Source organism: Pseudomonas sp. St316 (assembly GCF_018325905.1).
Lineage (GTDB): Bacteria > Pseudomonadota > Gammaproteobacteria > Pseudomonadales > Pseudomonadaceae > Aquipseudomonas.
In genome coordinates this window covers 6,110,951-6,124,708 of sequence record NZ_AP021901.1, presented here as the reverse complement: position 1 = coordinate 6,124,708, position 13,758 = coordinate 6,110,951, and the positions used below count along the sequence as shown (strand labels likewise).

At 56.3% G+C, this 13,758-nt stretch carries 9 protein-coding genes and 4 tRNA genes; all 13 read left to right on the top strand.

Annotated elements, in window-relative coordinates:
• Nucleotides 1–45 precede the first annotated feature (45 nt).
• A tRNA-Tyr gene (locus tag KI237_RS27350) sits at nucleotides 46–130 on the top strand.
• Between the two features lie 24 nt (nucleotides 131–154).
• Nucleotides 155–228: transfer RNA gene (locus tag KI237_RS27345), tRNA-Gly, on the top strand.
• 26 nt (nucleotides 229–254) lie between these two features.
• Nucleotides 255–330: transfer RNA gene (locus KI237_RS27340), tRNA-Thr, on the top strand.
• Nucleotides 331–414: 84 nt separating this feature from the next.
• A complete protein-coding gene (gene tuf / locus KI237_RS27335; RefSeq protein ID WP_003186103.1) occupies nucleotides 415–1,608 on the top strand; it encodes an elongation factor Tu in 1,194 nt (397 codons plus the stop codon).
• A 53-nt stretch (nucleotides 1,609–1,661) separates the two neighbouring features.
• Nucleotides 1,662–1,737, top strand: a tRNA-Trp gene (locus tag KI237_RS27330).
• Nucleotides 1,738–1,782: 45 nt separating this feature from the next.
• Complete coding sequence (gene secE / locus KI237_RS27325) at nucleotides 1,783–2,151, top strand: preprotein translocase subunit SecE (protein WP_003206102.1); 369 nt, start codon at nucleotides 1,783–1,785, stop codon at nucleotides 2,149–2,151.
• A 9-nt stretch (nucleotides 2,152–2,160) separates the two neighbouring features.
• Nucleotides 2,161–2,694 (top strand): transcription termination/antitermination protein NusG, encoded by a 534-nt coding sequence (gene nusG / locus KI237_RS27320; protein WP_003186097.1) that lies wholly within the window; start codon nucleotides 2,161–2,163, stop codon nucleotides 2,692–2,694.
• A gap of 117 nt (nucleotides 2,695–2,811) precedes the next feature.
• A complete protein-coding gene (gene rplK / locus KI237_RS27315; RefSeq protein WP_212797813.1) occupies nucleotides 2,812–3,243 on the top strand; it encodes a 50S ribosomal protein L11 in 432 nt (143 codons plus the stop codon).
• A complete protein-coding gene (gene rplA / locus KI237_RS27310) occupies nucleotides 3,243–3,938 on the top strand; it encodes a 50S ribosomal protein L1 (protein WP_003186095.1) in 696 nt (231 codons plus the stop codon). The genes rplK and rplA overlap by 1 nt, the downstream gene beginning before the upstream one ends.
• 198 nt (nucleotides 3,939–4,136) lie before the next feature.
• The gene (gene rplJ, locus KI237_RS27305) at nucleotides 4,137–4,637 is read left to right on the top strand and encodes a 50S ribosomal protein L10 (protein WP_212797812.1); all 501 of its coding nucleotides are present in this window, start codon (nucleotides 4,137–4,139) and stop codon (nucleotides 4,635–4,637) included.
• 78 nt (nucleotides 4,638–4,715) lie between these two features.
• A complete protein-coding gene (rplL, locus tag KI237_RS27300) occupies nucleotides 4,716–5,081 on the top strand; it encodes a 50S ribosomal protein L7/L12 (RefSeq protein ID WP_212797811.1) in 366 nt (121 codons plus the stop codon).
• 220 nt (nucleotides 5,082–5,301) lie between these two features.
• Nucleotides 5,302–9,375, top strand: a complete 4,074-nt coding sequence (rpoB, locus tag KI237_RS27295; RefSeq protein WP_212797810.1) for a DNA-directed RNA polymerase subunit beta — start codon at nucleotides 5,302–5,304, stop codon at nucleotides 9,373–9,375.
• A 64-nt stretch (nucleotides 9,376–9,439) separates the two neighbouring features.
• Nucleotides 9,440–13,639, top strand: coding sequence for a DNA-directed RNA polymerase subunit beta' (rpoC, locus tag KI237_RS27290; RefSeq protein ID WP_212797809.1), 4,200 nt, complete (start codon nucleotides 9,440–9,442; stop codon nucleotides 13,637–13,639).
• The last annotated feature ends 119 nt before the right edge of the window (nucleotides 13,640–13,758 follow it).

Below are 13,758 nucleotides of genomic sequence, written 5' to 3'. Positions count from 1 at the left end.
ATGCTTGACAGAAGGCTGGCATGATATAGAATGCCGGCTCGCTTAGGAGGGGTTCCCGAGCGGCCAAAGGGATCAGACTGTAAATCTGACGTCTACGACTTCGAAGGTTCGAATCCTTCCCCCTCCACCATTTTTAGCGTGAGCTGCAAGCTCCGCGGGTATAGTTTAGTGGTAGAACCTCAGCCTTCCAAGCTGATGATGCGGGTTCGATTCCCGCTACCCGCTCCAAGTTTGCAGGTTGTGCAAAGTGTTTCGCTCTTGTAGCTCAGTTGGTAGAGCACACCCTTGGTAAGGGTGAGGTCAGCGGTTCAAATCCGCTCAAGAGCTCCATATAACAAGGCAGATATGAAAATATCTGCCTTTGTTTTAATGGCTTGTGTGACTCGCTAAATTCTTCTCCTAGGGGTGATTTCGATGGCTAAGGAAAAGTTCGAACGTAATAAGCCGCACGTCAACGTTGGTACCATTGGTCACGTTGACCACGGTAAAACCACGCTGACCGCTGCTCTGACCCGCGTCTGCTCCGAGGTTTTCGGTTCGGCCAAGGTTGACTTCGACAAGATCGACAGCGCCCCGGAAGAGAAAGCTCGCGGTATCACCATCAACACCGCTCACGTTGAATACGATTCGGCCGTGCGTCACTACGCACATGTTGACTGCCCAGGTCACGCCGACTACGTAAAAAACATGATCACTGGTGCTGCGCAGATGGATGGCGCGATCCTGGTTTGCTCGGCCGCTGATGGTCCGATGCCGCAAACCCGTGAGCACATCCTGCTGTCCCGTCAGGTAGGCGTTCCGTACATCGTTGTCTTCCTGAACAAGGCTGACATGGTTGACGACGCTGAGCTGCTGGAACTGGTTGAGATGGAAGTGCGCGATCTGTTGAGCACTTACGATTTCCCAGGTGATGACACTCCGATCATCATTGGTTCGGCTCTGATGGCTCTGAACGGCCAAGACGACAACGAAATGGGCACCACTGCTGTGAAGAAGCTGGTGGAAACTCTGGATAGCTACATTCCAGAGCCAGAGCGTGCTATCGACAAGCCGTTCCTGATGCCAATTGAAGACGTGTTCTCGATCTCCGGTCGCGGTACTGTTGTGACTGGTCGTGTTGAGCGTGGCATCGTCCGCATCCAGGAAGAAGTTGAGATCGTCGGTCTGCGCGATACTCAGAAAACGACCTGCACCGGCGTTGAAATGTTCCGCAAGCTGCTCGACGAAGGTCGTGCTGGCGAGAACTGCGGCGTGCTGCTGCGCGGCACCAAGCGTGACGACGTTGAGCGTGGCCAGGTTCTGGTCAAGCCAGGCACTGTCAAGCCGCACACCAAGTTCACAGCAGAAGTTTACGTTCTGAGCAAGGAAGAAGGCGGTCGTCATACTCCGTTCTTCAAAGGCTACCGTCCACAGTTCTACTTCCGTACAACTGACGTGACCGGTAACTGCGAGCTGCCAGAAGGCGTTGAAATGGTAATGCCAGGTGACAACATTCAGATGACTGTTACCCTGATCAAGACCATTGCGATGGAAGATGGTCTGCGTTTCGCTATCCGTGAAGGCGGTCGTACCGTCGGCGCTGGCGTCGTAGCCAAAGTCATCGAGTAAACAGTTGTAATGTCTTTTTCGGGCCGGCATAATGGTCGGCCTGATTTTGTTTTAGGTCAGTAGCTCAATTGGCAGAGCGACGGTCTCCAAAACCGTAGGTTGGGGGTTCGATTCCCTCCTGACCTGCCAGATTCACTCAGTGTGTCTGGCTTTCTTTTCACAGGATCTTCATAGATGACTCCTAAAGCTGAAGCTCAAGGCTCTCGCTTCGATCTGCTCAAGTGGCTAGTGGTAGTCGCTTTGGTGGTTATTGGCGTTGTTGGCAATCAGTATTATTCTGCTTCGCCGATCCTGTACCGCGTACTTGCATTGCTCGCCATTGCTGCTGTTGCTGCCTTTGTAGGCCTGCAGACAGCCAAGGGCAAGTCTTTCTTTGTACTCGCTAAGGAAGCTCGCACTGAGATTCGTAAAGTCGTATGGCCGACTCGCCAAGAAACCACGCAGACCACGTTGATCGTTGTGGCTGTTGTTCTGGTAATGGCGTTGCTGTTGTGGGGGCTCGATTCCCTGCTCGGCTGGCTTGTTTCCTTGATTGTTGGCTAAGGGTGTCCCGTGGCTAAGCGTTGGTACGTTGTGCATGCTTACTCGGGTTACGAGAAGCATGTTATGCGCTCGCTGGTAGAGCGCGTAAAGCTGGCTGGCATGGAAGATGGCTTTGGCGAGATTCTGGTCCCCACTGAAGAAGTGGTTGAGATGCGTAATGGCCAGAAACGCAAAAGTGAACGTAAGTTCTTTCCGGGCTACGTGCTGGTACAGATGGATATGAACGAAGGGACTTGGCACTTGGTCAAGGATACCCCTCGGGTGATGGGCTTCATTGGCGGTACCGCCGACAAGCCTGCGCCGATCACAGATAAAGAAGCGGAAGCAATTCTGCGTCGTGTCGCTGATGGTAGCGACAAGCCGAAGCCGAAGACACTGTTTGAACCAGGTGAAGTTGTACGTGTCACCGACGGTCCATTCGCTGATTTCAATGGCACGGTTGAAGAAGTTAACTACGAAAAGAGCCGGATCCAAGTGGCAGTGCTCATTTTCGGTCGCTCTACTCCGGTAGAGCTAGAGTTCAGTCAGGTCGAAAAGGTCTGATTGAGCAGGCATCCCAACCCCGCAGCCCTAGGCTGTGGGGTTTTGTCGTCACTGGGATAAACGCGCAAGTAACCGGGGAGCCTTTCGAGGCGTTCGAACCCGTAATTGGAGTGCCTCATGGCCAAGAAAATTACCGCTTACATCAAGCTGCAAGTGAAGGCCGCTCAGGCTAACCCAAGCCCACCTGTTGGTCCTGCCCTGGGTCAGCACGGCGTGAACATCATGGAATTCTGCAAGGCCTTCAACGCCCGTACTCAGGGTCTTGAGCCAGGTCTGCCGACTCCAGTGATCATCACTGTCTACAGCGACCGTAGCTTCACTTTCGAAACAAAAAGCACCCCTGCTTCGGTTCTGCTGAAGAAGGCTGCAGGTTTGACCAGCGGTTCCGCTCGTCCAAACACCGTTAAGGTTGGCACCGTTACCCGTGCTCAGCTGGAAGATATCGCGAAAACCAAAAACGCGGATCTGACTGCAGCTGATATGGATGCAGCCGTGCGTACTATCGCCGGTTCTGCTCGTAGCATGGGCCTTAACGTGGAGGGTGTGTAATGGCTAAGCTGACCAAGCGTCAAAAGGCTATCGCCGGCAAAATCGAAGCAGGCAAGGCCTACAACTTTGTAGACGCCGCCGCTCTGCTGGCTGAGCTGTCGACTGTCAAGTTCAGCGAGTCGTTCGACGTTGCTGTAAACCTGGGCGTTGACCCACGTAAATCCGACCAGGTCGTTCGTAGCGCTACCGTGCTGCCACACGGCACTGGCAAGACCGTTCGTGTAGCTGTCTTCACCCAGGGCCCAGCAGCTGAAGCTGCTCTGGCTGCTGGTGCTGATCGCGTTGGCATGGACGATCTGGCTGCTGAAATGAAGGGCGGCGACCTGAACTATGACGTAGTGATCGCATCCCCGGATGCCATGCGCGTTGTAGGCCAGTTGGGTCAGATCCTCGGTCCACGTGGTCTGATGCCTAACCCTAAAGTCGGCACCGTAACGCCAGACGTAGCCACCGCGGTTAAAAACGCCAAGGCTGGTCAGGTTCGTTATCGCACCGACAAAAACGGCATCATTCACACTTCCGTTGGCAAGATCGGCTTCGATGCCGTCAAGCTGAAGGAAAACGTTGAAGCCCTGATCGCTGATCTGAAGCGCATCAAGCCAGCTTCTTCGAAAGGTATCTACGTCAAGCGCGTTACCCTGAGCACCACTATGGGCCCAGGTCTGGTTATCGATCAGAGCTCGCTCGACGCGTAAGACTCAGATTGGCGCAAGTAATTGCGCCAATCAAAAAATTGGGGTCCCTGCCTGGCGGGGGCTGTCCAAGACCGTAGGCGACGCAAGTCTTAAACCACAAGCCTACGCAGATGGTGCTCCCGGTTCCTTACCGAATCAGACACCAAAACGACATTCGGTTTCGATCGAATGAAACGGTAACAAGCAGGAGTTAAACCCGTGGCAATTAATCTCGAAGACAAGAAGGCCATCGTCGCTGAAGTCAACGAGGCTGCCAAAGTCGCTCTGTCCGCTGTCGTGGCTGATGCCCGTGGCGTAACAGTAGGCGCAATGACCGGACTCCGTAAAGAGGCTCGTGAAGCTGGCGTTTACGTACGTGTTGTACGTAACACCCTGCTCAAGCGCGCTGTTGCTGGCACTGAATACAGTGTTCTCAACGACGTGTTCACCGGCCCGACCCTGATCGCGTTCTCCAAGGAACATCCAGGCGCTGCTGCCCGTTTGTTCAAGGAATTCGCCAAGGGTCAGGACAAGTTCGAGATCAAGGCAGCTGCGTTCGAGGGCAAGTTCCTCGCAGCTAATCAGATCGATGTACTGGCAACACTGCCGACCCGCGACGAAGCCATTTCGCAGCTGATGAGCGTGATTCAAGGCGCTACCAGCAAGCTGGCTCGTATTCTGGCTGCAGTTCGCGAGCAAAAAGAAGCTGCCGCAGCCTAAGGCTGAGCATTTTCTCTCGCGCTTTTTTGTTTATTTCGATGGTCGCGTAGGCCGTCCCCCAATTCAGGAAATACAGTAATGTCTATCTCCCAAGAAGATATCCTCAACGCCGTAGCTGAAATGTCCGTTCTGCAGGTTGTTGAGCTGATCAAAGCTTTCGAAGAAAAATTCGGCGTTTCCGCTGCCGCTGCTTCCGCCGGTCCAGCTGCTGCTGCTGCCGTTGTTGAAGAGCAAACCGAATTCAACGTCATGCTGACCGAAGCTGGCGAGAAGAAAGTAAACGTGATCAAGGCAGTACGTGAACTGACCGGTCTGGGCCTGAAAGAAGCCAAGGCTGTAGTTGACGGCGCTCCTGCCATGGTTCTGGAAGCTGTTGCCAAAGACGCAGCTGACAAAGCCAAGGCCACTCTGGAAGAAGCAGGCGCTAAAGTCGAGCTGAAGTAAGCATCGACTTTGCGTCTCCAGCCCGAGCGTTAAGCGACAGGCTGATGGCTGGTGGCTCTTGCCACCGGCCTTTTTCCGTTATTGGCAGCCGACTGGGTCGGTGCTGATAGCGAGCTGTAACCACCCGATGTGGTGGCGCAAACCATGGGGTTTGCACGATTTTCTGGCTGCTCCCGTCGGGAGGGGCCAAACAAGCAGGTGACCAAGCTGGGGAACGCTGATGGCTTACTCATATACTGAGAAAAAACGTATCCGCAAGGACTTTAGCAAGTTGCCGGACGTCATGGATGTGCCGTACCTCCTGGCCATCCAGCTGGATTCGTATCGTGAATTCTTGCAAGCGGGAGCGACTAAAGATCAGTTCCGCGACGTGGGCCTGCATGCGGCCTTCAAATCCGTTTTCCCGATCATCAGCTACTCCGGCAATGCTGCGCTGGAGTACGTCGGTTATCGCCTGGGCGAACCGGCATTTGATGTCAAAGAATGCGTATTGCGCGGTGTGACTTACGCCGTACCTTTGCGGGTAAAAGTGCGCCTGATCATTTTCGACAAAGAATCGTCGAACAAAGCGATCAAGGACATCAAAGAGCAAGAAGTCTACATGGGTGAAATCCCCCTGATGACTGAGAACGGTACCTTCGTAATCAATGGTACCGAGCGTGTAATCGTTTCCCAGCTGCACCGTTCTCCGGGCGTGTTCTTCGACCACGACCGTGGCAAGACGCACAGCTCCGGCAAACTGCTTTACTCCGCGCGCATCATTCCTTACCGCGGTTCGTGGTTGGACTTCGAGTTCGACCCGAAAGACTGCGTATTCGTGCGTATCGACCGTCGTCGCAAGCTGCCTGCATCGGTACTGCTGCGCGCGCTCGGCTATACCACCGAAGAAGTGCTGGACGCGTTCTACACCACCAACGTTTTCCATGTGCAAGGTGAAAACCTCAGCCTGGAACTGGTGCCTCAGCGCCTGCGCGGTGAAATCGCTGTCCTCGATATCCTGGATGACAAAGGCAAGGTTATTGTCGAGCAGGGTCGTCGTATCACTGCTCGCCACATCAACCAGCTGGAAAAAGCCGGGATCAAAGAGCTGCAGGTGCCTCTGGACTACGTCCTGGGTCGCACTACGGCCAAGGTCATCGTGCATCCGGCCACCGGCGAAATCCTGGCGGAGTGCAACACCGAGCTGAACACCGAGATCCTGGCAAAAATCGCCAAGGCCCAGGTCGTTCGCATCGAGACGTTGTACACCAACGACATCGACTGCGGTCCGTTCATCTCCGACACCCTGAAGATCGACTCCACCGGCAACCAGCTGGAAGCCCTGGTCGAGATCTATCGTATGATGCGTCCTGGCGAGCCGCCAACCAAGGATGCCGCCGAGACCCTGTTCAACAACCTGTTCTTCAGCCCTGAGCGCTATGACCTGTCTGCGGTCGGCCGGATGAAGTTCAACCGTCGTATCGGTCGTACCGAAATCGAAGGTTCGGGTGTACTGAACAAGGACGACATCGTTGCTGTCCTCAAGACCCTGGTCGACATCCGTAACGGCAAGGGCATCGTCGACGACATCGACCACCTGGGTAACCGTCGTGTTCGCTGTGTAGGCGAGATGGCCGAGAACCAGTTCCGTGTTGGCCTGGTGCGCGTAGAGCGTGCGGTCAAGGAACGTCTGTCGATGGCTGAAAGCGAAGGCCTGATGCCGCAAGACCTGATCAACGCCAAGCCTGTGGCTGCGGCGGTGAAGGAGTTCTTCGGTTCCAGCCAGCTGTCCCAGTTCATGGACCAGAACAACCCGTTGTCCGAGATCACCCACAAGCGTCGTGTCTCCGCGCTCGGCCCGGGCGGTCTGACCCGTGAGCGTGCAGGCTTCGAAGTTCGTGACGTACACCCGACGCACTACGGTCGTGTATGCCCGATCGAAACGCCGGAAGGTCCGAACATCGGCCTGATCAACTCCCTGGCTGCCTATGCGCGCACCAACCAGTACGGCTTCCTCGAGAGCCCGTACCGTGTGGTGAAAGACGCCCTGGTTACCGACGAGATCGTGTTCCTGTCCGCCATCGAAGAAGCTGATCACGTGATCGCCCAGGCTTCGGCCACGATGAACGACAAGAAGGTCCTGATCGACGAGCTGGTAGCTGTTCGTCACTTGAACGAGTTCACCGTCAAGGCGCCGGAAGACGTCACCCTGATGGACGTATCGCCCAAGCAGGTAGTTTCGGTTGCAGCGTCGCTGATCCCGTTCCTCGAGCACGATGACGCCAACCGTGCGTTGATGGGTTCGAACATGCAGCGTCAAGCTGTACCAACCCTGCGTGCCGACAAGCCGCTGGTAGGTACCGGCATGGAGCGTAACGTTGCCCGTGACTCCGGCGTTTGCGTCGTGGCTCGTCGTGGTGGCGTGATCGACTCCGTCGACGCCAGCCGTATCGTGGTTCGTGTTGCCGATGACGAAGTTGAAACTGGCGAAGCCGGTGTCGACATCTACAACCTGACCAAATACACCCGCTCCAACCAGAACACCTGCATCAACCAGCGTCCGCTGGTGAGCAAGGGTGATCGGGTTCAGCGCAGCGACATCATGGCCGACGGTCCGTCCACCGATATGGGTGAGCTGGCGTTGGGTCAGAACATGCGCATCGCGTTCATGGCATGGAACGGCTTCAACTTCGAAGACTCCATCTGCCTGTCCGAGCGTGTTGTTCAGGAAGATCGCTTCACCACGATCCACATCCAGGAACTGACCTGTGTGGCCCGTGACACCAAGCTTGGCCCAGAGGAAATCACTGCAGACATCCCGAACGTGGGTGAAGCTGCACTGAACAAGCTGGACGAAGCCGGTATCGTTTACGTAGGTGCTGAAGTAGGCGCAGGCGACATCCTGGTCGGTAAGGTCACTCCGAAAGGCGAGACCCAGCTGACTCCGGAAGAAAAACTGCTGCGTGCCATCTTCGGTGAAAAAGCCAGCGACGTTAAAGACACCTCCCTGCGCGTGCCTACCGGCACCAAGGGTACCGTTATCGACGTACAGGTCTTCACCCGTGACGGCGTTGAGCGTGATGCTCGTGCACTGTCGATCGAGAAGACTCAACTCGACGAGATCCGCAAGGACCTGAACGAAGAGTTCCGTATCGTCGAAGGCGCAACTTTCGAGCGTCTGCGCTCCGCTCTGGTCGGCCACAAGGCCGAAGGCGGCGCCGGCCTGAAGAAAGGTCAGGAAATCACCGACGAAGTTCTCGACGGTCTTGAGCATGGCCAGTGGTTCAAACTGCGCATGGCTGAAGATGCTCTGAACGAGCAGCTCGAGAAGGCCCAGGCCTATATCGTTGATCGCCGCCGTCTGCTGGACGACAAGTTCGAAGACAAGAAGCGCAAACTGCAGCAGGGCGATGACCTGGCTCCAGGCGTGCTGAAAATCGTCAAGGTTTACCTGGCAATCCGTCGTCGCATCCAGCCGGGCGACAAGATGGCCGGTCGTCACGGTAACAAGGGTGTGGTCTCCGTGATCATGCCGGTTGAAGACATGCCGCACGATGCCAATGGCACCCCGGTCGATGTGGTCCTCAACCCGTTGGGCGTACCTTCGCGTATGAACGTTGGTCAGATCCTTGAAACCCACCTGGGCCTCGCGGCCAAAGGTCTGGGCGAGAAGATCAACCGTATGATCGAAGAGCAGCGCAAGGTCGCTGACCTGCGTAAGTTCCTGCACGAGATCTACAACGAGATCGGCGGACGCAACGAAGAGCTGGACACCTTCACCGACCAGGAAATCCTGGACTTGGCGAAGAACCTGCGCGGCGGCGTTCCAATGGCGACCCCGGTGTTCGACGGTGCCAAGGAAAGCGAAATCAAGGCCATGCTGAAACTGGCAGACCTGCCAGAAAGCGGCCAGATGCAGCTGTTCGACGGCCGTACCGGCAACAAGTTCGAGCGCCCGGTTACCGTTGGCTACATGTACATGCTGAAGCTGAACCACTTGGTAGACGACAAGATGCACGCTCGTTCTACCGGTTCTTACAGCCTGGTTACCCAGCAGCCGCTGGGTGGTAAGGCGCAGTTCGGTGGTCAGCGTTTCGGGGAGATGGAGGTCTGGGCACTGGAAGCGTACGGTGCTGCATACACTCTGCAAGAAATGCTCACAGTGAAGTCGGACGATGTGAACGGCCGGACCAAGATGTACAAAAACATCGTGGACGGCGATCACCGTATGGAGCCGGGCATGCCCGAGTCTTTCAACGTGTTGATCAAGGAAATTCGTTCCCTCGGCATCGATATCGATCTGGAAACCGAATAACACGTGACGCGAATCGAGAGCGGGGCTGTCTTGCCCGCTCTCTGCTCCGCCAGGAGGAAAGGCCTTGAAAGACCTACTGAATTTGCTGAAAAACCAGGGTCAAGTCGAAGAGTTCGACGCCATCCGTATTGGATTGGCCTCGCCTGAGATGATCCGTTCGTGGTCGTTCGGTGAAGTTAAAAAGCCGGAAACCATCAACTACCGTACGTTCAAACCCGAGCGTGACGGCCTGTTCTGCGCCAAGATCTTTGGCCCGGTCAAGGATTACGAGTGCCTGTGCGGTAAGTACAAGCGCTTGAAGCACCGTGGTGTTATCTGCGAGAAGTGCGGCGTTGAAGTCGCACTGGCAAAAGTTCGTCGTGAGCGCATGGCGCACATCGAGCTGGCCTCGCCAGTTGCCCACATCTGGTTCCTGAAATCGCTGCCGTCGCGTATCGGCCTGCTGATGGACATGACCCTGCGTGATATCGAACGCGTTCTCTACTTCGAGAGCTATGTCGTTATCGATCCAGGCATGACCACCCTTGAAAAAGGTCAGCTGCTCAACGACGAGCAGTACTTCGAAGCGCTGGAAGAGTTCGGCGACGATTTCGATGCCCGCATGGGTGCCGAAGCTGTCCGTGAGCTGCTGCACGCTATCGACCTGGAGCACGAGATTGGCCGTCTGCGCGAAGAAATTCCGCAAACCAACTCCGAAACCAAGATCAAGAAGCTGTCCAAGCGTCTGAAGTTGATGGAGGCCTTCCAGGGCTCCGGCAACCTGCCAGAGTGGATGGTGCTGACCGTTCTGCCGGTTCTGCCGCCAGACCTGCGTCCACTGGTTCCGCTCGATGGCGGTCGTTTCGCGACTTCCGACCTCAACGACCTGTATCGTCGAGTGATCAACCGTAACAACCGCTTGAAGCGCCTGCTTGATCTGTCCGCTCCGGACATCATCGTGCGCAACGAAAAGCGTATGTTGCAGGAAGCGGTCGACGCACTGCTCGACAACGGTCGTCGTGGCCGCGCTATCACCGGTTCCAACAAGCGTCCTCTGAAATCCCTGGCTGACATGATCAAGGGTAAGCAGGGTCGTTTCCGTCAGAACTTGCTCGGTAAGCGTGTTGACTACTCCGGTCGTTCGGTAATTACCGTAGGCCCGACCCTGCGTCTGCACCAGTGCGGTCTGCCTAAGAAAATGGCTCTGGAGCTGTTCAAGCCGTTCATTTTCGGCAAGCTGGAAATGCGTGGTCTCGCGACCACCATCAAAGCCGCCAAGAAAATGGTCGAGCGCGAGCTGCCAGAGGTCTGGGACGTTCTCGCTGAAGTGATTCGCGAACACCCAGTGCTGCTCAACCGTGCACCGACCCTTCACCGTCTGGGTATCCAGGCGTTTGAACCGGTACTGATCGAAGGTAAGGCTATCCAGCTGCACCCGCTGGTCTGTGCTGCGTACAACGCCGACTTCGACGGCGACCAAATGGCCGTGCACGTACCGCTGACGCTGGAAGCCCAGCTCGAAGCGCGTGCGTTGATGATGTCGACCAACAACATCCTGTCGCCAGCCAACGGTGAGCCAATCATCGTTCCGTCGCAGGACGTTGTATTGGGTCTGTACTACATGACGCGTGAAGCGATCAACGCCAAGGGCGAAGGTCGTGTGTTCGCGGATCTGCAGGAAGTTGACCGTGTGTTCCGTGCCGGCGAAGCCGCACTGCACGCCAAGGTCAAGGTGCGGATCAACGAAACCGTGAACGATCGTGACGGCGGCAGCGTGACCAACACTCGTATCGTCGACACTACCGTCGGCCGTGCGCTGTTGTTCCAGGTTGTGCCAAAAGGTCTGTCCTTCGACGTCGTCAACCTGCCGATGAAGAAAAAGGCGATCTCCAAGCTGATCAACCAGTGCTACCGCGTGGTTGGTCTGAAAGAGACCGTGATCTTCGCTGACCAGTTGATGTACACCGGTTTTGCCTATTCGACCATTTCCGGCGTTTCCATCGGTGTTAACGACTTCGTTATCCCGGATGAAAAAGCCCGCATCATCGGTGCTGCCACCGAAGAAGTGAAAGAGATCGAAAGTCAGTACGCCTCCGGCCTGGTAACCCAGGGCGAGAAGTACAACAAGGTGATCGACCTCTGGTCCAAGGCGAACGACGAAGTTTCCAAGGCGATGATGGCCAACCTCTCGAAAGAGAAAGTCATCGACCGTCATGGCAACGAAGTCGACCAGGAATCGTTCAACTCGATGTACATGATGGCCGACTCGGGCGCACGGGGTTCTGCTGCGCAGATCCGTCAGCTCGCCGGTATGCGTGGCCTGATGGCCAAGCCGGACGGCTCCATCATCGAGACCCCGATTACCGCGAACTTCCGTGAAGGTTTGAGCGTACTCCAGTACTTCATCTCCACTCACGGTGCTCGTAAGGGTCTTGCGGATACCGCGTTGAAAACGGCGAACTCCGGTTACCTGACTCGTCGTCTGGTAGACGTTGCCCAGGATCTGGTCGTGACCGAGATCGATTGCGGCACCGAACATGGCTTGCTGATGACTCCGCACATTGAAGGCGGTGACGTTGTAGAGCCATTGGGTGAGCGCGTATTGGGTCGTGTCATCGCCCGTGACGTATTCAAGCCAGGTACCGAGGACGTCATCGTTCCTGCCGGTACCCTGGTGGACGAGAAGTGGGTCGAGTTCATTGAACTCAACAGCATCGACGAAGTGATCGTACGTTCGCCGATCAGCTGCGAAACTCGCTACGGCATCTGCGCCAAGTGCTACGGTCGCGACCTGGCTCGTGGTCATCAGGTGAACATCGGTGAAGCGGTCGGCGTTATCGCTGCCCAGTCCATCGGTGAGCCGGGTACCCAGCTGACGATGCGTACGTTCCACATCGGTGGTGCGGCAAGCCGGACCTCCGCGGCCGACAGCGTTCAGGTGAAGAATGGCGGTACCGTCCGTCTGCACAACCTGAAGCACGTTGAGCGTGTTGATGGTCACCTGGTAGCGGTGTCCCGTTCCGGTGAGCTGGCGATCGCTGATGACTTCGGTCGTGAGCGCGAGCGTTACAAGCTGCCGTATGGTGCCGTGATTTCGGTGAAGGAAGGTGACAAGGTCGACGCTGGCGCTATCGTGGCCAAGTGGGATCCGCACACTCACCCGATCGTTACCGAAATGAAAGGTACCGTGACCTACGTGGGCATGGAAGAAGGCATCACGATCAAGCGTCAGACCGACGAATTGACCGGTATGACCAACATTGAAGTACTCGACGCCAAAGATCGTCCAGCTGCTGGTAAAGACATCCGTCCTGCCGTGAAGATGGTCGACGACAACGGCAAGGATCTGTTGCTGCCAGGCACTGACGTAATCGCTCAGTACTTCCTGCCAGCCAACGCCCTGGTCGGTGTTGCGGATGGTGCGAAGATCGCGATCGGTGACGTTATCGCGCGTATCCCGCAAGAAACGTCGAAGACCCGTGACATCACCGGTGGTCTGCCACGCGTTGCTGACTTGTTCGAAGCGCGTCGTCCGAAAGAAGCCTCGATTCTGGCTGAAGTCAGCGGCACCATCGCGTTCGGCAAAGAGACCAAGGGCAAGCGTCGTCTGGTCATTACCCCGAACGACGGCACTGATCCGTACGAAGAGCTGATTCCAAAGTGGCGCCACCTGAACGTCTTCGAAGGCGAACAGGTAAACCGCGGCGAAGTGATCTCCGACGGCCCAAGCGACCCGCACGATATCCTGCGTCTGCTGGGTGTGAGTGCGCTGGCCAAGTACATCGTGAACGAGATCCAGGACGTTTACCGCCTGCAAGGCGTGAAGATCAACGACAAGCACATCGAGACCATCCTGCGTCAGATGCTGCGTAAAGTTGAAATCGCTGAATCCGGCGACTCCAGTTTCATCAAGGGCGACCAGATGGAACTGACTCACGTACTGGTGGAAAACGAGCGTTTGGGCGCGGACGACAAGTTTGTCTCCAAGTTCACCCGCGTGCTGCTGGGTATCACCAAGGCGTCGTTGTCCACCGAATCGTTCATCTCGGCGGCTTCCTTCCAGGAAACCACCCGTGTACTGACCGAAGCGGCGGTAACCGGCAAGCGCGATTACCTGCGCGGCCTGAAAGAAAACGTGGTCGTGGGTCGTCTGATCCCGGCCGGTACCGGTTTGGCCTATCACAGCGAACGCAAGCGTCGCCGCGAAGCAGACAAGCCGTTGCGCGTAAGCGCCAGTGAAGTGGAAGCTGCACTGACCGAAGCACTGAACTCGAGCGGTAACTGAGTTCTGCGGTAATTAAGTGCCTGGCCCTGGTCACCCCGCCCGCCGGATCGAGACAAAAAGTCGAGATCCGGCGGGCGGGGAGGTCGGGGCCTTGCCTTGACTGGGAGCAAGATCCTCTT

Bases quoted from the DNA above. Each gene is read 5' to 3' on its own strand.
- rplA (WP_003186095.1), top strand. From the start codon at position 3,243: ATGGCTAAGCTGACCAAGCGTCAAAAGGCTATCGCCGGCAAAATCGAA.
- secE (WP_003206102.1), top strand. From the start codon at position 1,783: ATGACTCCTAAAGCTGAAGCTCAAGGCTCTCGCTTCGATCTGCTCAAG.
- rpoB (WP_212797810.1), top strand. From the start codon at position 5,302: ATGGCTTACTCATATACTGAGAAAAAACGTATCCGCAAGGACTTTAGC.
- rplK (WP_212797813.1), top strand. From the start codon at position 2,812: ATGGCCAAGAAAATTACCGCTTACATCAAGCTGCAAGTGAAGGCCGCT.
- tuf (WP_003186103.1), top strand. From the start codon at position 415: ATGGCTAAGGAAAAGTTCGAACGTAATAAGCCGCACGTCAACGTTGGT.
- rplL (WP_212797811.1), top strand. From the start codon at position 4,716: ATGTCTATCTCCCAAGAAGATATCCTCAACGCCGTAGCTGAAATGTCC.